The following is a 20724-nucleotide window of genomic DNA, read 5'->3' as shown; positions in this document are numbered from 1 at the left end:
CTCACGGCTTGTTCGGGTCGAACCGCTTCTCCAGGCCCTTCCAGCAATCCGCGTAATCGTCCTGGAGCGTCGACGATTTTGCGGCATGCGCCGTGACGCGCTGCGGGTAGCGGGTCTCGAACATGAAGGCCATCGTGCCGGTCAGCTTGACCGGCTTCAGCTCACTGTTGCTGGCGTGCTCGAAGGCATCGCGATCGGGGCCGTGCGGCAGCATGCAATTGTGCAAGGAGATGCCGCCCGGCACGAACCCCTGTGGCTTGGCGTCGTAGACGCCGTAGATCAGGCCCATGAACTCGCTCATGATGTTCATGTGGTACCAGGGCGGACGGAAAGTGTTGTCGGCGACCATCCAGCGCTCGGGGAAGATCACGAAATCGATATTCGCGGTGCCCGCTGTCTCCGACGGCGAAGTCAGCACCGTGAAGATCGAGGGATCAGGGTGGTCGAAGCTGATCGCGCCGACCGGCGAGAACGCGCGCAGATCGTATTTGTAGGGCGCGTAATTGCCGTGCCAGGCGACGACGTCGATCGGTGAATGCGGCAGGGTCGTCTTGAACAGCGAGCCGCCCCATTTCACGTAGAGCTCGGTCGGCGTGTCCTTGTCCTCGTAGTTCGCGACCGGCGTCAGGAAGTCGCGCGCATTGGCGAGGCAATTCGCACCGATCGGTCCGCGCTCCGGCAGCGTAAAGGCGCCGCCGTAGTTCTCGCAGAGATAGCCGCGCGCCGGACCATTCGGAATCTCCACGCGGAACTTGACGCCGCGTGGGATCACGATGATCTCACCGGGCTCGGCATCGATGCGGCCGAACTCGGTGACGAGGCGCAGATTGCCCTGCTGGAGCACGAACAGCAATTCGCCGTCGGCGTTGTAGAAGTGCTGGTCCACCATCGACTTGGTGATGAGATAGACATGCGCGGCCATGCCGGCCTGGGTATTGACGTCGCCAGCGGTGGTCATGGTCTGCACGCCCTGGAGGAAGGTTACCTCCTCCTTCGGCAGCGGCGTCGGATCCCAGCGCAGCTGCGCGATCGGCAGATCGTACTCATGACATGGCGCCGACCGCCACAGCCCGGCGTCGACTTTCTCGAATCGCCCGGAATGCTTCACCGAAGGCTGGATGCGATAGAGCCAGGAGCGCTCATTGGTGCCGCGCGGCGCGGTGAAGGGCGAGCCGGAGAGCTGCTCGGCATAGAGGCCGTAGGCGCAGCGCTGCGGCGAGTTGCGCCCGATCGGCAGCGCGCCCGGCAGCGCCTCGGTCTCAAAAGAGTTGCCGAAGCCCGACATATAGCCCGGCGTCACCTGGGCCGAGCTGCGGACGATCTGATCAGGCGAGGTATTGATGTTCATGACTATCCTCCTCCTTGCAGGGCGGCCCACATTTCCTGGTCGCGCTTGTCGGTCCAGATCACGGGATCGTCGATCCCCGACGCTTCGTCGTAGGCACGCGACACGTTGAACGGCAGGCAGTGCTCGTAGATGGCGAAGCTGGAAAACTTCGGGTCCATCACCTCGCGCGTCGCCGCCATCGATTCCTTCAGCGTGCGACCCTTGGCGACGGAGATTTCGGCCGCGCCATAGAGCGAGGTGACGAAATCGCGCGTCATCGCGATGGCCTCGCGCACCGTGCCAACGCCCTTCAGCGCATCGCCGCGGCCCGGCGCGATCGCCTTGGGATTGAAGTTGCGGATCTCGTTCAGTGTCAGTGGCCATTCGCGCAAATGCGCATCGCCGCAATAGCAAGCCGAGTGATATTCGATCAGATCGCCGGAGAACATCACCTCGGCATCCGGCACCCAGGCGACGATGTCGCCGGAGGTGTGGCCGGCCCCTAACTGCATCAGTCGCACTTCGCGCTTGCCGAGATAGATCGACATCTCGCCTTCGAAGGTCAGCGTCGGCCAGGTCAGGCCAGGAATGCTGGCAGCATCCTGGAACAGGCGCGGGAAGCGGCCGTATTCGGAATCCCAGTCCTGCTGGCCGCGCTCCGCGATCAGCCGATGCGTCTCCTGCGAGGCCACGATCCCTTGCGCCTTGTAGGCGGAGGCGCCGAGCACGCGCACGGCGTGATAATGCGACAGCACGACATATTTGATCGGCTTGTCGGCGACGGCTTTGACGCGCTCGATCACCTTGTTCGCCATCGCAGGCGTCGCTTGCGCGTCGAACACGAGGCAACTGTCATCGCCGACGATAACAGCGGTGTTCGGATCGCCTTCGGCGGTGAAGGCGTAGAGATCGGTGCCGATCTCGGAGAAGGTGATCTTCTTCTCGGAGAGATCGCCGGTGGATGCGAAGTTCTTCGCCATCAGGTCATCCTCAAGTCAGTGGTTATTGTTGTTGCTGTTGTTGCTGCTGGCCGTCGATCATGCGGCGCTTCGCCAGCCCGATCGCCTCGCGCAGCACGTCGATGTCGCCGATATGATTGGCGAGGATCAGCACCAGCGCCGCGTCGAAATCGGCGCTCTGCTCCTCAGTGAGGCCGCGATGCGCATCGACGATGGCGCGAAAGGCGTCGTCAGGCCGTGCGAAGTTCGAGCTGGTCGAAAGCGGCATGGGAAACCTCAATTGACGCCGGTGGCGCGCGACAGCGCCGCCGCAATCGCCTCGCGCGTCGGATGGCGGAAGCGCGCCGCGACATAGCCATCTGGCCTGAGCAGATAGGCTGCGCCCGGCTCGGCATCGTAGCGCTTTGCGACCAGGCCCTGGGAATCGGCCAGCCCGCCCGTGCCACCGACGCGGATATCCTTCAGGCCTTCCGGCGCGTCGATCGCTGCGCCATTGCTGAACGACAGCAAGGTGAAATCCGTTCCACCTTTGCGGAACGCATCGGTCAGATAGGCCTGCTCGCCGGCAACAGGGGCGTCGAGCATGGAACAGCCGGGAGAGGGGCCACCGCGCCATGCATCTGCATCAGGCGATGACAGCGGCGAGTCATAGCTGCACGGCACCGAAAGGCGGCCGCCATTAACCATGCGCTTGCCGAACTCGGTCTCCTTGGCGAGCGACAGCACCGCCTTGCGCAGCCGCGCTTCCTGGTGCGAGTTCGGCGCCATGAAATCGGTCGAGCGGGTCGATTCGCGGATGTTCTCGTCGGCCGCGAAGCTCCGCTCGATATGGTAGCTCTCAAGCAGGCTCGCTGGCGAAGTCCCACGCAGCACGCGGTCGAGCTTCCAGGAGAGATTCTCGGCGTCCTCGAGTCCCGAGTTCGCGCCGCGAGCGCCGAACGGCGAGACCTGATGCGCGGAGTCGCCGGCAAAGATCACGCGGCCATGGATGAAGCGGTCCATCCGGCGGCATTGGAATTTGTAGAGCGAGATCCACTCGAACTCGAATTTGTCGTGGCCGAGCATGCGCGCGATCCGCGGCCGAACGTTCTCCGGCTTCTTCTCGACTACGGGATCGGCGTAGCGGTTGAGCTGGAGGTCGATGCGCCAGACATCGTCGGGCTGCCGGTGCAGCAGCGCCGAGCGCCCGGCGTGGAACGGCGGATCGAACCAGAACCAGCGTTCGGTGGGGAATTCCGCCGTCATCTTGACATCGGCGATCAGGAACTGGTCCTCGAACACCTGTCCGGCAAACTCGGCGCCGACCATCTGCCGCAGCGAGGAGCGTGCCCCGTCGCAGGCGATGACGTATTGCGCGTGCAGGCGATAGGCACCCTCCGGCGTGTCGATTGTCAGCGCCACGGAATCGTTGCGGCTCTCCAGCGCCGTCACCTTGTTGCGCCAGCGCAGGTCGATCGCAGGCAGATCACTGACGCGGTCGACCAGATAGGCCTCGGCGTAATATTGCTGGAGGTTGATGAAGGCGGGCCGCTTGTGGCCATCCTCGGGCAGCAGGTTGAACTGATAGAGCTGGGACTCGCCGTGGAAGATGCGGCCGACGCTCCAGACTACGCCCTTGTCGACCATACGGTCGCCGACGCCGAGCCGGTCCCAATATTCCAGCGAACGCTTCGAGAAGCAGATCGCGCGCGAGCCTTCGCCGATGCGGTCGGCATCGTCCAGAAGGACGACGCGCTGGCCGCGCTGGGCAAGGTCGATCGCCAGCGACAGCCCCACCGGGCCGGCGCCGACGATCACCACCGGATGCTCCGCCGGGCTAGAGCCGGGGCGATCCTGATCGGGGTGGCGGCGATAGCCGAACTGGGTTTTGGCCTTTTGCGGATTGGCCTGCGCCATGCGCTAACCTCGGCTCTGGTCAGAAGAGGACTGATCTGCTAGATAGTCTCACGTGCAACTATTTTGGACCGGAGCCGGCCGGCCGTCAACTGGAATTCGGAGCGCTCTCCTTGGCGAGGACATCCAGCGACATCGCGCTGAAGACGCGGCAAGGCGATGAGGCTTCGCCGCGGCCGAAGGCGCGCCTCGATCTGTTCAAGTTCGTGCCGTTCCGCCTCAACCGGCTTGCGGCGGAAGTCAGTGCTGCGCTCGCGGTCGAATATCAGGAACGTCACGGCCTCGACATTCCGGCCTGGCGCGTGATCGCCACGCTCGGCTTCCGCAACGAGGCCTGCAGCGCCCAGTACATTTCGCAATGCACCCGCACGCACAAATCCACCATCAGCCGCGCGGTGACCACGCTGCTCAATGCGCAGCTGATCGAGCGCGTCGAGAACGAAGCCGACCGCCGCGAATTCCGCCTGCAACTGACGAAGAAGGGCCGCGCGCTGTACGAAGAGCTGTTCCCGCAACTCTTGCGACGGGAAGACGAGATCCTCGCCTGCCTTTCCGCCCAGGAGCGCAAGCAGCTCTCGGCCCTGCTCGGCAAGATCGAGGCGAGTCTCGATCTGATCCAGACTAGCGAGGAGGCCGACGCGAAGCAGGCCTATTAGAGCGCATAGAGGCGCAGACGCCTAGACGGACTGAGAAGGCTTGGTAGGCTCGTGACGGCACTAGCTTATATGGCGGCGCTACTTGTGGCATTTGCCGCAACTGGCGCATACGCCGCTGATATAGGTTATCTGGCTCCCCCCGGCGTCGCTGCAAACGAGTTTCCCTCACCGCAGCGCGCCGTTGCACGGATCGTCAGCCCACGCCGCGCCGCCGAAGAGCGCCGCGACGCCCTCAATGAGGCCGGTCAGATCGCACGCGCTCTTGAACTGAAACCGGGAATGACGGTCGGCGACATCGGAGCAGGCAGCGGCTACCACACGGTCAGGCTCTCGCGCCTCGTCGGACCCGCCGGCTCTGTCATTGCCCAGGACGTCACGCGGGATTACCTGATTGAACTGGCAAGGCGAACAGAACTTCTGAAGTTGACGAACGTGCAATTCGCGCTCGGCGAACCACACGACCCGCGCCTGCCCGCCTCCTCGCTGGATGCCGCAATCCTCGTGCATATGTATCACGAGATCGCCCAGCCCTATGCCTTCCTCTACAATCTTGCGCCCGCCCTGAAGCAGGGTGCGCGGGTCGCAATTGTGGATCTCGAGCTTCCGACATCGAAGCATGGCACGCCAATCGACCTCTTGCGCTGCGAATTAACGGCCGTCGGCTATCGCGAGGTCGCCGCATATCAACTCACCGGGGACACAGGATATTTGGTGATATTCTCTCCGCCGGAGCTAGCGGCGCGAAAATCTCCGCGCGATATCGTTGCTTGCGGCGATCCTGCCGGCACTCGCTGACACCATATCTACGCCCGTTCAGGGCGCGTCGGACTTGTTCTCGATGAGATTGGCTTCTAGCGAATATATAGACGTAACGAATGTCGTCATATCCGCCGGCTCGGAAGTGATAAAACCACTCGGCGTCCTCGTCCGAATAGTGGCCGGCAATTGTCATGCATCGATACCCTGGTGCAGGCTCAATGGCATACATTGCCAAGCGCAATTCTTCTCATTTTGTATTGTTCTTGTATTGTTCATCACGCCAAGGTTTTAAGCCACTTTGTTTACCCCGTCAGGCGCCTCTATTGGCGGTCCTGTTCATAGTGGATGAGCCCCGCGACGTCACTGGCCTGACTCGGACCTCCGGGAGCTCTTCTGCGCGCTGCTTCCAGGAACGCAGCGGACTTCAGGCCCGCCTGATCTCAGCCGCAAGAGCGCGCTCGGCTCTGCTCGGCGAGTTCGAAGCGAGCCTCGATCTGATCCAGACCAGCAAAGAGGCGGACGCCAAGCAGGCGTATTAGCCGTCGCTGTCACTCCGGGGCACCGCGATAGCGGCGAACCCGGAATCTCGAGATTCCGGGTTCGCGCTATGCGCGCCCCGGAATGACGCTATCGCGTCACTTCGCAAACGATCTTGTCGGCGGCAAATGCAGCGCCCAGGCATCGACCTTGTCGCTGGCGCGCGGGTAGATTTCCGTCACGATCGGATCGTGACCGGGAATGAATCTGTCAGGATGTCCGGCGAGACGCTCGATCGTCTCCCAGCCCGCCGCCATGTCGCCGACATTGTAGACGATCGGGAATGGGCTCCTGCGCTGGAGATTGGCGTAGTAATGCGCGGCGTCGGACGCCAGCACCACCGGCCCGCGCGCGGTCTCGACCTTGACCACCTGCAAACCGTCCGAATGGCCGCCGACACGATGCACGGTGATGCCGGGCGCGACCTCACCGTCGCCGGAATAGAACGTGACGCGCTCGCCGTAGACATGGCGCACCATCTGCGTGACGTGCTCGACCGTGAACGGATGTCGCAGCAGGCCATTGCACATGCAGCGGCCTGTCGCGTAGGCCATCTCGCGCTCCTGAAGATGGAAGCGCGCGTTCGGGAAGCGGTCGAGATTGCCGGCATGGTCGTAATGCAGATGCGTCACGATGATGTCGCCAATAGCCGACGCAGCGACACCGAAGCGCTCCAGCGCGTCCACCGGATTCAGTGTCAGCTTGCGCGCTCGCGCGCTCGCCTCCTCGGCATTGAAGCCGGTATCGACCAGGATGTCGCAGCCCTGCCCTCGGATCAGCCAGACGAAATAGTCGAGGTCCTGCGCCGCGGTGTCATGCGGATCCGGGGCCAGGAAGTTCATGTGGGGGGTGCGCGGCGACATCGTCGCATAGCGCAGCGCGTAGATTTCGTAGGCGTTTCCCATGGTCTTGCTTTTCTGGAGTTGGATCTTGCGGGACGATCGGGCGCACCAAGCCATTGTCCGCAACAAAGGTCAAACGCTGGAGGCTGCAGTGACAGCGAGCCTGCCATGTGAGCCGGCGACGTGAGACCAATCACATTCTCATTCGACCCGGCTGCCCTAAACATGCTGCCGCAAGTGTCGAACCGAACGCATCGAGCCGCAATCATGACAGCCCGTTCATTCTCCTCCCGGCGCGCCCATTCGTTGCGATCAATCGTCGCGATTACGCCGAATCTCCAAGCGGTTGACGCCCCCCTTCCCGGGTTTGATAATGCCTGGAGCGTAAGTTAAGGTCGCCGCGGCGCACGCTGGGAACGGCGCCTTTTTGGCTGGACCGCGCTGATTATGAAAATTCGCTTTCTCGTTCTTCTGCCCCTCCTCATGTCGCTTGTCCCGGCTGCGCCGTCCCTGGCCGCCGGCGACCGCTATGCGCTGGTCATCGGCAATGCCAAATATCCGGATGCGGATGCTCCGCTGAAGGAACCGATCAACGACGCGCGCGAGCTCGCCGACGAGCTCAAGCGCGACGGCTTTTCCGTTGACATCGGCGAGAACCTGACCGGCGACGGCATGCGCCGCGCGTTCGACAAGCTCTATGGCAAGATCAAGCCCGGTTCGGTGGCGCTGGTGTTCTTCAGCGGCTTCGGCATCCAGTCGGCGCGCCAAAGCTACATGCTGCCGGTCGACGCGCAGATCTGGACCGAATCCGACGTGCGCCGCGACGGTTTCAGCCTCGAGACCGTGCTCGGTGAGCTCCATACCCGCGGCGCCGGCGTCAAGATCGCGCTGGTCGATGCTTCCAGGCGCAATCCGTTCGAGCGCCGGTTCCGCAGCTTCTCGGCCGGCCTCACCCCGGTGATCGCGCCGAACGGCACGCTGGTGATGTATTCGGCGGCGCTGGCTTCGGTGGTGTCGGACGCCGGCGGCGACCACAGCCTGTTCGTGCAGGAACTGCTCAAGGAGATCCGCGTCCCCGACCTGATGGCCGAGGAGACGCTGAACCGCACCAAGATGGGTGTCACCCGCGCCTCGCGCGGCGAGCAGGTGCCGTGGATATCCTCTTCCCTGGCCGAAGATTTTTCGTTCATTCCGGGAGCGGGTGGCTCGCGTCCGACAACGGCTCCAACGCCCGCGCCGCCCGTCGTCGCCAACAACCCGCCGCCGGCGCCGCCCGCACCACCTCCGCCGCCTAAGCCGGCCGACACGGTTGCAGCACCTGCGCCTGCGCCTCCACCCGCGCCCGCACCGGCCCCCTCGCCGAAGCCGCAGGTCGAGGCCGCCCTGCCCCCGCCGCCGCCTCCGGTGAAGCCGGCCGAGACAACCCCGGCCCCGAACGCGGATAGCGGACCGAACGCGGCCGCTTTGGCTGAGGACCCCACCATCAAGGGCCTGACCGCCAAGATCGCGGCCAATCCGGATGACGTGAACGCGCTGTACCGGCGCGGCCAGGTCTATGCCAGCAAGGGCGCCTACAACCTCGCCATCAAGGATTTCGACGACACGCTGCGGATCAACGCGAAGGACGTCGAGGCGCTGAACAACCGCTGCTGGACCCGCACCGTCGTCGGCGATCTCCAGGGCGCGTTGAAGGATTGCAACGAGGCGCTGCGGCTGCGACCGAACTTCGTCGATGCGCTGGACAGCCGAGGGCTCGTCAACCTCAAATCGGGCGCGGTCAAGAACGCCATCGCCGATTTCGACGCGGCCTTGCGGATCAACCCGCGCCTGACCTCCTCGCTCTATGGACGGGGGCTCGCCAAGCAGCGCAACGGCTCGGCCCAGGAAGGCGCGCTCGACATCGCCAATGCCAAGGCGATGGATCCGAACATCGTTCAGGAATTCGCAAGCTACGGAGTACGCTAGGATTTTTTCCAGTTGGGGCAGCGTACGCCTCGAACCTTGGCGGCCCAAGCAAGACTAAACAACGGATGCCGCAAGCGGCCTTTCCGGGGCTTATTGCAAGGAATTTTGGAACCGCGCAGGTCGGCTGCGCAGGAGGGACTGGCAATGAGATTTGCTGCAAAAGGACTTACCGCGATCCTGTCGGTCATGGCGATCGGCGCCGCGCTGTCGCTGCCGGCCGCACCCGCATTCGCCGGCGACGACGGCAACAGCAAGAACGTCACCGAGGACGAGATCGTCCGCGCGCTGGCACCGCCGCCGAAGAAGCCGCTGACCCGCGGCCTCTCCATCGGCGCGCCGCAGGCCGATCCCGCGCCGAGCGCGGCGGAGACCAAGCTGCTCCAGTCCGTGCGCGGCCGCTCGACGCGCTCGCTGTCGTCGACCGAGCGCGAGGAAATCGCATCAGTCGCCAAGGACAAGCCGAACATCGATCTCGAGATCACGTTCGATTACAACTCCGCCAATATCAGCGCCAAGTCGCTGCCCTCGGTGCAGGCGCTCGGGCGCGCGCTGACCAGCCCCGACCTGAAGGGCTCGACCTTCGTCGTCGCCGGCCACACCGACGCCGCCGGTAGCGAGGCCTACAACCAGGATCTCTCGGAGCGCCGCGCGGACTCGATCAAGCGCTATCTGGTCGAAAAATACAGCATCGCCGCGACCGACCTCGTCACCGTCGGCTACGGCAAGAGCAAGCTGAAGGATCCAACCCAGCCGATGGCGGAGGTCAACCGCCGCGTGCAGGTCGTCAACATGGAAAACAAGACCACCGCATCGAAGTGAGCGCGACGCAATCCTTTGCAATGACCCGTCGTGATGTGGTGTAAAGTCTTGCTGCCGAAGCGCGTCCCGCAGCCTTGCGGGGCGCCGCTTTATTTCACGGAAACGCTCTTCAAAGGCCTCGTGCGGATGGCCGTGAGCCAGGCCAGGACACTCCGGCGATGAACGTCTCCGAATATCTCAAACCCGCCGGAACCGTATTGTTCGTCGTCGTGCTCGGCGTCGGCTATTATCTGTTCGAGCATCGGCATCGTCCCGAGGCGAAGGAAACGCCGGGCGAGGCGCTCGTCATCGTGACGAAGTCGACCAATGCCTGCTTCTCCGACCTCGTGCGGGTGACCGGTTTCTTCGTGCCGCGCCGCGAGGCCGTGGTCGTCGCCGACCAGGAGGGCTCCAGGGTCACCGACCTCTTCGTCACCGAAGGAACTCTCGTCACCGACAATCAGGAGCTGGCGCGCCTGACCGCGCCGCCGCAGATTCCCGGTCAGCCGCAGCGGCCCGGGCCGCAAGGACCGATCTCGCTGAAGGCGCCCGCGCCAGGCCTCGTCACCGAGGTCCGCACCATCGTCGGCGCGCCCGCTTCCCCGCAGGCCGGCCCGATGTTCCGCATCGCCGTCAACAACGAGATCGAGCTGGATGCGCAGGTCCCGGCTGTGCACATGCCCAAGCTCAGCCCCGGCGCGACGGTGCGCATCAGCCGCGACGACGCGCCCGATCTGATCGGCCGGGTCCGGCTGGTTGCGCCCGAGATCGACCGTGCCACCCAGCTCGGCCGCGTCCGCATCAGCGTCACCAACAATCCGTCGCTGAAAGTCGGCGTGTTCGCCCGCGCTTCCATCGACGCCAAGCGGAGCTGCGGCGTGGCGGTCCCCAAGACCGCGATCGACCATCTCACCGTGCAGGTGGTCAAAGGCAACATCGTCGAGACGCGCAAGGTGCGGGTCGGCTTGTCGTCCGACACCGCAACGGAAATCCTGGAAGGGCTCGACGTCGGCGAGATCGTCGTCGCCGACGCCGGCTCTTCGCTGCATGACGGCGACCAGATCAAGACCATGTTCGCCGATGAACTCGATCGCACGCGGGTACGCTGATGGCTCTCAATATCTCGGCATGGTCGATCCGCAATCCGCTGCCGTCGGTGGTCTTTTCGATCATCCTCCTGATCCTCGGCTGGGTCTCCTTCACCAAGCTCGCGGTGACGCGGCTGCCCTCGGCCGACATTCCAGTGATCTCGGTCGCGGTCTCGCAGTTCGGCGCGGCGCCCGCCGAGCTCGAATCCCAGGTCACCAAGACCATTGAAGACGCGGTCTCCGGCGTCGAGGGCGTGCGGCACATCACCTCGTCGATCACCGACGGCCTGTCGCTGACCACGATCCAGTTCGCGCTGGAGACCAACACCGACCGCGCCCTCAACGACGTCAAGGACGCGGTGACGCGCGTGCGCTCCAACCTGCCCCAGAACGTCACCGAGCCGCTGATCCAGCGCGTCGACGTGATCGGGCTGCCGATCGTCACCTATGCCGCGATCGCGCCCGGCAAGACGCCGGAGCAGCTCTCTTATTTCGTCGACGACGTGGTCAAGCGCGCGCTGCAGGGCGTGCGCGGCGTCGCCCAGGTCGAGCGCATCGGCGGTGTCGAGCGCGAGATCCTGGTTTCGCTCGATCCCGACCGGCTCCAGGCCATGGGGCTCACCGCCGTCAATGTCAGCCAGAGCCTGCGCGGCACCAATGTCGACGTCGCCGGCGGCCGCGCCGAGATCGGCAAGAACGACCAGGCGATCCGTACGCTGGCCAGCGCCAAGACGCTGAGCGACCTCGCCGGCACCATGATCCCGCTGTTCGGCGGCGGCGAGGTCCGTCTCGACGATCTCGGCACCGTCACCGACACCATCGCCGACCGCCGCACCTTCGCCCGCTTCAACGGCGAGCCGGTGGTCGCACTCGGCATCAAGCGTTCCAAGGGCGCCAGCGACGTGGTGGTCGCCGCCGCCGTGCAGAAGCGCATCGACGCGCTCAAGGCCGCCTATCCCGAGGTCGATCTCAAGCTGATCGACACCTCGGTCGAATTCACCAAGGGCAATTACGAGGCGGCGATCTCGACCCTGTTCGAGGGCGCCATCCTCGCCGTCGTCATCGTGCTGTTGTTCCTGCGCGATTTGCGCGCGACCATCATCGCCGCGATTTCGCTGCCGCTGTCGATCTTCCCGGCTTTCTGGGCGATGGACATCCTCGGCTTCTCGCTCAACCTCGTCAGCTTCCTCGCCATCACGCTGTCGACAGGTATCCTGGTCGACGACGCCATCGTCGAGATCGAGAACATCGTGCGGCACATGAACATGGGCAAGTCGCCCTACCGTGCCGCCCTGGAAGCCGCCGACGAGATCGGCCTCGCCGTGATCGCGATCTCGCTCACCATCATCGCGATCTTCGCGCCCGCGAGCTTCATGTCGGGCATCGCAGGACAGTTCTTCAAGCAGTTCGGCATCACCGTCTCGGTGCAGGTGTTCTTCTCGCTGCTCGCGGCACGCTTCGTTACGCCGATGCTGGCAGCCTACTTCCTCAAGCATCACGCGCACGACGAGCCGCCGCCCGGCCGCATCCTGCGGACCTACCACAGCATCGTGTCGTGGTCGGTGAAGCACTACTTCATCACCGTGCTGATCGGTTTCGGCATCTTCGCCGCCTCGATCTGGAGCATCACGTTGCTGCCGCAGGGCTTCCTGCCGGCGCAGGACAGCGCGCGCTCGCTGCTTGCCCTCGAGCTGCCGCCGGGCACCCAGCTCGCCTACACCGAAAAGGTCACCGAGGACATCGTCGCGCGCCTGCGCAAGCGGCCGGAGGTGAAGAGCATCTTCGTCGACGGCGGCCGCGTTCCGCCCGGGACCCAGGAAGTCCGGCGCGCCGCCCTGATCATCAACTACACGCCCAAGAACGACCGCGACATCACCCAGCGCGAGCTCGAATTCTCGATTAGCCAGGAGCTGGAGAACGTTCCAGATATCCGTTTCTGGTTCCTGGACGAGAACGGCCTGCGCGCGATCTCGCTGGTCGTGACCGGCGTCGACGCCAACATCGTCAACAACGTCGCAAGCGAGCTTGCGACGCAGATGAAGCGGATTCCGACCATCTCGAACGTGATCTCGGAGACCGCGCTGGAACGCCCGGAGCTGCGCATCGAGCCGCGAGCGGACCTTGCCGCGCGCCTCGGCGTCTCAACCGAAAGCCTGTCGCAGACCATCCGCGTCGCCACCATCGGCGACGTAGGCCCCGCGCTCGCCAAGTTCGACGTCGGCGATCGCCTGGTGCCTATCCGCGTCCAGCTCGAGGATGCCGCGCGCGGCAATCTCAAGACGCTGGAGCAATTGCGCGTGCCGCTCGGCGAGCACGGCGAGAAGGGCGGCGTGCCGCTCTCGGTGATTGCCGACGTCAAGCTCGACCAGGGCCCGACCAGCATCAACCGCTACGATCGCGAGCGGCAGGCTACCGTCGCCGCCGACCTCGTCGGCTCCGCAGCGCTCGGCGACGCCACCAAGAAGATCTACGAACTGCCGGTGATGAAGAGCCTGCCGAAGGGCGTGAAGGTCTCACCGTCGGGCGATGCCGAAAGCCTGAACGAGCTGTCCGACGGCTTTGCCACCGCGATCACGGCCGGCCTGATGATGGTCTATGCGGTGCTGGTGCTGCTGTTCGGCACTTTCCTGCAACCGATCACCATCTTGTTCTCGCTGCCGCTGTCGATCGGCGGCGCGATCGCAGCCCTGCTCGTCACCGGCAAGCAGCTGACGACGCCGGTCTGGATCGGCATCCTGATGCTGATGGGTATCGTCACCAAGAACGCCATCATGCTGGTGGAATTCGCGATCGAGGCGATCAATGGCGGCAAGCCGCGCGACGAGGCGATGATCGACGCCGGCATGAAGCGCGCCCGTCCGATCGTGATGACCACGATCGCGATGGCCGCCGGCATGATGCCGAGTGCGCTCGCGGTCGGCGCCGGCGGCGAGTTCCGCTCGCCGATGGCGCTCGCGGTGATCGGCGGCCTGATCTTCTCGACCATCCTGTCGCTGGTGTTCGTGCCCGCGATGTTCATGGTGATGGACGATCTCGGCGCGCTGATCTGGCGCTTCGGCAAGCGGCTGATCGTGCGCAGCGAGGACGCCGAGACCAGCGGGCATCATGGGGCCGCACCGGTGCAAGCGTCGCCAGCGGCGAAGAACATCGTGCACCCGGCGGCGGAGTGAGGTTAGCGCGGGGAAACGTTCGCACGATCGTCGAAGAGCTCGACGACAATACCGTGCTCGCCGAATTCAGCGACGACGGGCGGCCATATGCCGTGGCCCCTGCCCGCGATCTGAGTTACTGACGTTGCACGACATGCCGGAAGCAGCCTAGCTGCCGCTACTCGTTCCGTGCGATCGCGGTCAGCTTCGTCATGTTCCGCAGCAATATCCGGCCGCGCTGGAGATCGAGGATCGCTTCCTTGCGCCAGGCCTGGAGCTGGCGGTTGACGCTTTCGCGAGCGGCGCCGACGAAGACGCCGAGCTGCTCCTGCGAGATGTGCACCTCGGAGCCGAAATCGGCGGCTAGGGCGCAGAGCCGCCGTGCCAGCCGCACCGGCAGCGGCTGCAACATGGATTCCTCCATGCGCTCGCTCTGCCAGCGGATGCGCTGGCATAAGAGCGCGATGATCTTGATCGCGACCTTCGGCTCGCGCTCGAGGAAGCCGAGGAAATCCTCGCGCCGCAGCACGAACAATTCGCTGGCCTCGCCCGCGGTCGCATCCGCCGTGCGGCTCTGGCCATCCAGCACCGCGACCTCGCCGAACAAATCACCTGGTCCCATGAAATTCAGCGTCAGCCGGCTGCCGTCGGAAGCGCCCGTCTCGATGCGGACCTGGCCGCGGCGCACGCCGAACAGCGCATCGCCGGGATCGCCCTTCTGGAACAGTACCTCGCCGTTGCCCAGATGCTGGGTGTGGCAGAGACTGGACAGCCGCTGGAGTTCATCTGTGCCGAGGTCGGCGAACATCGCATTCATCTTCAGAATGACCGCAAATTCGGCCTGCTTGCTCATTTCAATGTCCCTGTGAATTTCTTGGCAAATCGCTTGGAACCATCGACATCAGGATCGCGTAAAACCGCGCGGGGGAAGTGTGTCATAAGTCACATAACTTTGCAGCTCCCCCAGACTATTTTTGACTGCTTGGAGCCGCTTCCCGTCCCGGGATAAACTCAGGCGCAAAGGACGAGGCGCAAAGTGCCGGTATTTGCCGGTTTCGACGCCGGTTGTCCGTCGCTGGAAAGTCGACATGAGAGCAGTGAAATTTGCCGGCGCAATTGTGGCCGCCGTCATCATCGTGATCGCACTCCTGCTGGTGGTCGGGGTGCCCTCCGGCTTCCTGACCTCCACGATTGCCTCGCGGGTCGAGAGCGCGACCGGCTATCGGCTCTCGATCGACGGCACCATCAAGATCAGCATTTGGCCGACGCTGAACGTCACACTGAACGATCTCACGCTCCAGGACCCCAAGGACCGCAGCGGCATCACGCGCCTGACGGTCGACAGCGTACAGGCCGACATGTCGCTGGCCAGCGTCTGGTCGGGCCGCCCGAAGATCAGCGAGCTCGTCGTCACCCATCCCGTGCTCTATCAGCCGCTGCTGCGCGAGCGCCTGCCGAATGCCGGCACCTCGTCCAAGCCGCCGTTCGGCACGGGCGGCGCCACCATCGACCGCGTCAAGATCACCGACGGCGAGGTCGCCTTCTCGCGCGTGCGCGATCGCGTCGAGGGTCGCATCAGCGCCATCAACGCCGATGCCGTCGTCGACCGCGACCGCAAGGTCAACGTCACCGGCACCGCGCGGGTTGGCGAGCACCCGACCAGGTTCGACATCAAGGCGACGACGCCGGCGCCGCCGGCCGAGCGGCCCACGATCCCCGTGGATTTCGCCATCGACATGCCCGATGTGCTGAAGTCCCAGCTCGCCGGTCATGCCGAGATGCGGCTGAACGGCGACATCGTGATGATCAACGGCATCAACGGCACGCTCGGCGACGGCGCGTTCAACGGCTGGGCTTCCATCGACATCGCGAGCAAGCCGCTGGTCAAGCTCGACCTCGATTTCCAGCGGCTCGCGATTCCGCTGGCGAAATCGCCAGACGGCGCGTCGGGACTCCCCTGGAGCGATGCGCCGATCGACGTCTCCGGATTGAACTATGTCGATGCGCAAATCAGGCTCTCGGTGAGCGAGGCTGTGATCGGCGATGCCCGGCTCGCGCCTTTGGCGCTCGATGCAAAACTCGCCGGCGGCATACTGAAGGCCGGCACCGCCAATCTCGGCGCCTATGGCGGCCAGGTCTCGGGCGAGGTGATCCTGGATGCGACCACCGGCGCGCCCAGCTTTGCCATGCATTCGGACCTCGTCGGCGTGCGCGCGCTGCCGCTGCTGGAGGGCCTTGCCGAATTCGACCGCATCGACGGCAAGCTGCAGGCCAAGCTCGCGCTGCGCAGCGCCGGCACCAGCCAGCGCGCGCTGATGGCGAACATGCAGGGCACGGCCTTCGTCAATTTCCAGGACGGCGCCATCCGCGGCATCAACGTCGCGCAGATGATCCGCTCGCTGACATCGAGCACGCTGTCCGGCTGGCAGGACAACCAGAACAGCAACCAGAACAGCAGCCAGGAGCAGAGCACGGACCTGTCGCAGCTCTCGGCCTCGTTCCGCATCGACAAGGGCCAGGCGGTGACGACCGATCTCAACCTGATCGGGCCGCTGGTGCGCGTGACCGGCGCCGGCACCATCGCACTCGACACCAAGATGATGGGCTTTCGCGTCGAGCCGAAGCTGGTGATGACGACCGAAGGGCAGGGCCGCACCAACGAGCCGGTCGGGTTCGGCATTCCCGTGATGATTCAGGGCAGCTGGTCGCAGCCGAAAATCTATCCCGATATGGCCGGCATGCTCGACAATCCGGAGGCCGCCTATGCCAAGCTGCGCGAGATGGGCAAAGGCCTGTTCGGTCCCGATGGCGCCGGGCTCGGCAACGTCCTGGACAGCCTCGGCCTCGGCGGCGCGACCGCGCCGGGTGGCGGCAATGCAGCCGGAAATGCCAATCCGCAAACCCAGCAGCCGGGGCAGAACAATCTGCTCGGCGGCTCCTTGGGCGAGGCGATCGGCAATCTCATCCAGCAGGGGCTTTCCGGCGGTGCCGGACCAGGCACGGCGATGGGCACCGGTCGCACTCGCAGCCTGCCGGCAACACCGTCCACGCCGACACCGCAGGCTTCGCCCGCGCCCCCGGAAGACCCGCCGGCGGCGCAGCAGGACAGCCAGCCCATGAACGACGTGCTGCGGCAGCTCTTCAATCGGTGATTGGCGGACCAACAAGCGGGGCTCCACATCCCCCCTTACATGAGCCTGCCCTCCGCAGCTTCCTCCGAACGGATGAGGCTGCGACATTTCACCGCCCGTCCGGCTGCCCGATCGTCCACAACGGGTAACCACACCGCCGGCTCGGCCGGTCGCGGGACGGTCCACTGACCCAAATTATGGTAGAAGGCTGCCGGGGCCGGTACGGCCCGTAGCGCCGGCGTCGATGGCGGCGCAAGAGGATCGGGATGGCAGGGGCGAACGACAAGACACGGTTTCTGCGCGAGGGCCTGTTCGCCAAATATGTCGTCTCCCTCGTCGGGCTCGTCGTGTTCGTCCTCGCCGTCAACGGCGCGATGGAGAGCTGGATCTCTTATCGCGCCACCAAGACGTCACTGACCGATGGGCTTGAGGACAAGGCGCAAGGAGCCGCCCGGCGGATGGAGCAGTCGGTCTCCGAGCTCGAGCGCCAGATCAGCTGGGTGACACGGGCGAGCCAGGACACGCTCGAGAAGCGCCGGGCCGACTACGCGCAGTTGCTGCACCAGGTCTCGGTCGTCAACCAGCTGTTCCAGCTCAACGGTGAGGGCCGCGAGGTGCTGCGCGTCTCGCGCCAATCGACCACGACCGGCGGCAATGCCGACCTCTCCCGCGACATGCGCTTCACCGACACGGTGGCTCGCGGCGTCAGCTATTCGCCGGCCTATTTCGTCGACCAGCGGCCGGTCATGTCGATCTCGGTGGCGCATTCCGGCTTCAATGCCGGCGTCACCGTCGCCGAGATCGATCTCAGCTTCCTCTCCGACTTCCTGTCCGACGCCCAAGTCGGCAAGGCCGCCTTCGCCTATGTCGTCGATCCGCGCGGCTGGGTGCTGGCGACGTCGTCGAAAGGGCCCGACATCGGCAAGGACCTGTCGAAGCTGCCGCAAGTGGCGGCCGCGATCGCGCCCGGCCGCCAGCCCGAGACGTCGGGCACCGACTTCAACGGTCATGCGGTGCTGTCGGCCGCGAGCACCGTTCCGAAGCTCGGCTGGAGCGTGCTGTTCGAGCAGCCGACCACGCAGGCCTTGACGCCGATCCGCGACCAGCTGGTGCGCATCGCGCTTTTGATCGGCATGGGCCTGATGGTCGCGATCCTCGCCGGCACGCTGCTCGCCCGCCGCATGATCATCCCGATCACGGCGCTGCGCGACGGCGCGCACAAGCTCGGCGAGGGCGATTTCAGCCATCGCATCGACGTCCACACCTCCGATGAGCTGGAAGATCTCGCCGGCCAGTTCAACCGCATGGCCGGCCAGCTCCAGGAGACCTATGCGAACCTGGAGGCCAAGGTCGAGGAACGCACCCGCGATCTCGCGCAGTCGATCAACGAATTGAAGGTGCTGGAAGAGGTCGGCCGCGCCCTCGCCTCCTCGCTCGATCTCAACGCCGTGCTGCCGACGATCGCGGCGCGCGCGATCGAGATCACCCATGCCGACGCGGTGCTGATCTACGGCTATGACGCGGAGGCACGCCGCTTCGATCTGGTCGAATCCAATGGCATCGACAAATCGGCCGAAGGTGCACACGTCACCATCGGCGAAGGCGAGAACATCCTGAGCGATGCCGCCGCGAGCGGCGAGCCGATCGCGATTGCCGATCTCGATGAGGCCGCCGAGCAGCCGCTGCGCGATGCCGCGATCGAAGCCGGCTTCCACTCGGTGCTGGTGGTGCCGCTGGTCGATCAGCAGGGCACGCTCGGCTCGCTGGTGGTGCTGCGCCGCGCCAGCGGCGCGTTCGCCGCCAGCATCATCGGCCTGATGCGCACCTTCGCCAACCAGGCCGTGCTGGCGATGCGCAACGCGCGGCTGTTCACCGAGGTCGACCACAAGAGCCACGCGCTCGAGGCGGCGAACGAGACCGTGCGCGCCCAGGCCGACAAGCTGCGCGTGCAGACCGAGCAGCTCAAGGACTGGAACAAGTCGCTGGAGGAGCGCGTCAGGACGCAGCTCGGCGAGATCGAGCGCATCCGCAAGCTCGAGCGTTTCCTGGCGCCGCAGGTGGCGCAGCTGATCGCCTCCTCCGACAGCCCCGAGGGGCTGCTCACCAGCCAGCGCCGCGAGGTGACGGTGGTGTTCTGCGACCTGCGCGGCTTCACCGCGTTCACGGAAGCGACCGAGCCGGAAGAGGCGATGAACGTGCTGCGCGAATATCACGCTGCGCTCGGCCAGCTAATCTTCAAGTATGAGGGCACGCTCGACAAATATGCCGGCGACGGAGTGATGATCCTGTTCAACGCGCCGATCCAGTTCGAGGACCACACCAAGCGCGCCGTGAAGATGGCGGTGGAGATGCGCGACACCATCGGCCCGCTGACCGAGCGCTGGCGCAACCGGGGGCACAGCCTCGGCTTCGGCATCGGCATCGCACTCGGCTATGCCACGCTCGGCCAGGTCGGCTTCGAGCAGCGGCTGGAATATGCCGCGATCGGCAGCGTCACCAATCTCGCCTCCCGCCTCTGCGGCGAGGCCAAGCCGAACCAGATCGTGGTCAGCCGCCGGGTCTATGGCATGGTCGAGCCCTGGGTCGAGGCGCGCGCGCTCGACGATCTCCAGCTCAAGGGGTTCAATCATCCCGTGCTGGCGATGGAGATTTTGTCCTGGCGCGAGGAGGTGGAGAATGTGGTGGATGCGGCGGCGGCGCGGCGAAGAGGGTAGCCGCTGACAAAAGTACGAAAACAACCCCCTGCACAGTAGGAAAGGCCCTGGCAGGACAGCAACTTGTGCCGGAGATACGGATTTTACGAAATTGCCTTTGACACGTCGGGCAAAACACTGGCAGAATGGCATCATCTCGCTTTAGCGCCGAGCTGATCCATCATTCGTTGATGTGTAGGCTTGTCGGATCGCGCCCGGCGTGCTCAAGCCACGGCACTATCGTTGATTTCTCGGATTGTGCTGACGAGACGGACGACCTTCGCTTCATCGAACAGGTGCTCTGGTCCGGTCGGCGCGACGGCCGTGAAGGGCGGCTCGTAAAGCAACGACGGGTCCATCATGCCCTGATCGGTCAAATGCTCGATCACCATGTTGATGAACTCGATCTGTGCCGCGGTCGCGGTGCCGGTGGCGATGAACCCGCCGAATGCCTCGCTGGCCGCAGCGCGATCGAGCCCGACGAGTGAGCGAACGAACCGTCCAAAGCCGTGACTCGTCTCTCGCGCGCGCTCGATATCGCCGGCTTCGCCGACACCGGCATCGAGAAGTAGTTTTTCAAGCTCGCTCAGATCGGATGGCGTCAGGGATTTGCCCTGTCGAAGCTTGTGCAGGACGATATTGTCTTGATGGGCTCGCAAGAAATGGCGCGCCTTGGTCTTGAAGCGGGCGAAGTCGGCCTCCCCGACTTGGGGCAATTGCAGTTCGACGCCCTCTCCGATCTCGTCGGCAAAATTCGAATAGACCAGCGCCTTCTTGCCTTTCTCGATGTGCTGGACGAGATCCCGGAGACGCAAGCGCACCAATTCCAGGAGCGGCACAGTCACGCCCTCCCACCGTTGATCGGTCTGGATGTCCTCGATCAGTTCGGCATGCTGCGCGATCGCCGGAATGGCGCGGTGTCACGGA

General features: G+C 64.8%; 15 protein-coding genes and 1 pseudogene. 9 read left to right on the top strand and 7 right to left on the bottom strand.

Going from position 1 to position 20724, the window contains the following annotated elements; translation table 11 throughout:
• Position 1: 1 nt before the first annotated feature.
• The 4 genes from hmgA to AC5V87_RS02605 are packed head-to-tail and all read right to left on the bottom strand — an operon-like array spanning position 2 to position 4182.
• A complete protein-coding gene (gene hmgA, locus AC5V87_RS02620; RefSeq protein ID WP_495369909.1) occupies positions 2-1348 on the bottom strand; it encodes a homogentisate 1,2-dioxygenase in 1347 nt (448 codons plus the stop codon).
• 2 nt (positions 1349-1350) lie between these two features.
• Positions 1351-2307: an MBL fold metallo-hydrolase gene (locus AC5V87_RS02615; protein ID WP_495369908.1), complete on the bottom strand. Its 957-nt coding sequence runs from the start codon at positions 2305-2307 to the stop codon at positions 1351-1353.
• Between the two features lie 22 nt (positions 2308-2329).
• The gene (locus tag AC5V87_RS02610) at positions 2330-2554 is read right to left on the bottom strand and encodes a DUF2783 domain-containing protein (RefSeq protein ID WP_456841978.1); all 225 of its coding nucleotides are present in this window, start codon (positions 2552-2554) and stop codon (positions 2330-2332) included.
• 8 nt (positions 2555-2562) lie between these two features.
• Positions 2563-4182, bottom strand: a complete 1620-nt coding sequence (locus tag AC5V87_RS02605; RefSeq protein ID WP_495369906.1) for an FAD-dependent oxidoreductase — start codon at positions 4180-4182, stop codon at positions 2563-2565.
• Between the two features lie 110 nt (positions 4183-4292).
• Here AC5V87_RS02605 and AC5V87_RS02600 point away from each other — a divergent pair, with 110 nt between their 5' ends.
• The 3 genes and pseudogenes from AC5V87_RS02600 to AC5V87_RS02590 form a co-directional block, all read left to right on the top strand.
• Entirely contained in the window at positions 4293-4835 is a 543-nt protein-coding gene (locus AC5V87_RS02600) for a MarR family winged helix-turn-helix transcriptional regulator (RefSeq protein WP_456841977.1), read from the top strand.
• Positions 4836-4904: 69 nt separating this feature from the next.
• A complete protein-coding gene (locus tag AC5V87_RS02595) occupies positions 4905-5630 on the top strand; it encodes a class I SAM-dependent methyltransferase (protein WP_456841976.1) in 726 nt (241 codons plus the stop codon).
• Between the two features lie 422 nt (positions 5631-6052).
• Positions 6053-6133: pseudogene (locus tag AC5V87_RS02590) on the top strand (MarR family winged helix-turn-helix transcriptional regulator); the annotation flags it as partial.
• Positions 6134-6229: 96 nt separating this feature from the next.
• Here AC5V87_RS02590 and AC5V87_RS02585 read toward each other — a convergent pair.
• Positions 6230-7036: an N-acyl homoserine lactonase family protein gene (locus AC5V87_RS02585; protein WP_495369905.1), complete on the bottom strand. Its 807-nt coding sequence runs from the start codon at positions 7034-7036 to the stop codon at positions 6230-6232.
• 384 nt (positions 7037-7420) lie between these two features.
• On the opposite strand from AC5V87_RS02585, the gene AC5V87_RS02580 reads away from it, so the two are divergent.
• The 4 genes from AC5V87_RS02580 (at position 7421) to AC5V87_RS02565 (ending at position 13994) form a co-directional block, all read left to right on the top strand.
• Positions 7421-8938, top strand: a complete 1518-nt coding sequence (locus AC5V87_RS02580; RefSeq protein WP_456841975.1) for a caspase family protein — start codon at positions 7421-7423, stop codon at positions 8936-8938.
• A 144-nt stretch (positions 8939-9082) separates the two neighbouring features.
• Entirely contained in the window at positions 9083-9757 is a 675-nt protein-coding gene (locus AC5V87_RS02575; protein WP_456841974.1) for an OmpA family protein, read from the top strand.
• Positions 9758-9915: 158 nt separating this feature from the next.
• The gene (locus tag AC5V87_RS02570) at positions 9916-10845 is read left to right on the top strand and encodes an efflux RND transporter periplasmic adaptor subunit (protein WP_456841973.1); all 930 of its coding nucleotides are present in this window, start codon (positions 9916-9918) and stop codon (positions 10843-10845) included.
• On the top strand, positions 10845-13994 hold the full coding sequence (locus AC5V87_RS02565) for an efflux RND transporter permease subunit (RefSeq protein WP_495369904.1): 3150 nt from the start codon (positions 10845-10847) through the stop codon (positions 13992-13994). The genes AC5V87_RS02570 and AC5V87_RS02565 overlap by 1 nt, the downstream gene beginning before the upstream one ends.
• A 157-nt stretch (positions 13995-14151) precedes the next feature.
• On the opposite strand, the gene AC5V87_RS02560 is transcribed toward AC5V87_RS02565, so the two are convergent.
• Positions 14152-14826, bottom strand: coding sequence for a Crp/Fnr family transcriptional regulator (locus AC5V87_RS02560; protein WP_456841971.1), 675 nt, complete (start codon positions 14824-14826; stop codon positions 14152-14154).
• 235 nt (positions 14827-15061) lie between these two features.
• Here AC5V87_RS02560 and AC5V87_RS02555 point away from each other — a divergent pair, with 235 nt between their 5' ends.
• Both AC5V87_RS02555 and AC5V87_RS02550 read left to right on the top strand, forming a co-directional pair.
• Positions 15062-17125, top strand: a complete 2064-nt coding sequence (locus AC5V87_RS02555; protein WP_495369903.1) for an AsmA family protein — start codon at positions 15062-15064, stop codon at positions 17123-17125.
• A gap of 245 nt (positions 17126-17370) precedes the next feature.
• Complete coding sequence (locus AC5V87_RS02550; protein ID WP_495369901.1) at positions 17371-19818, top strand: adenylate/guanylate cyclase domain-containing protein; 2448 nt, start codon at positions 17371-17373, stop codon at positions 19816-19818.
• Positions 19819-20021: 203 nt separating this feature from the next.
• Here AC5V87_RS02550 and AC5V87_RS02545 read toward each other — a convergent pair whose 3' ends face one another.
• Positions 20022-20642: a type I restriction-modification enzyme R subunit C-terminal domain-containing protein gene (locus AC5V87_RS02545; protein WP_495369900.1), complete on the bottom strand. Its 621-nt coding sequence runs from the start codon at positions 20640-20642 to the stop codon at positions 20022-20024.
• Positions 20643-20724 lie beyond the last annotated feature (82 nt).

Source organism: Bradyrhizobium sp. SOJA106 (assembly GCF_059448745.1).
This window is presented reverse-complemented; position numbering and strand designations above follow the sequence as displayed.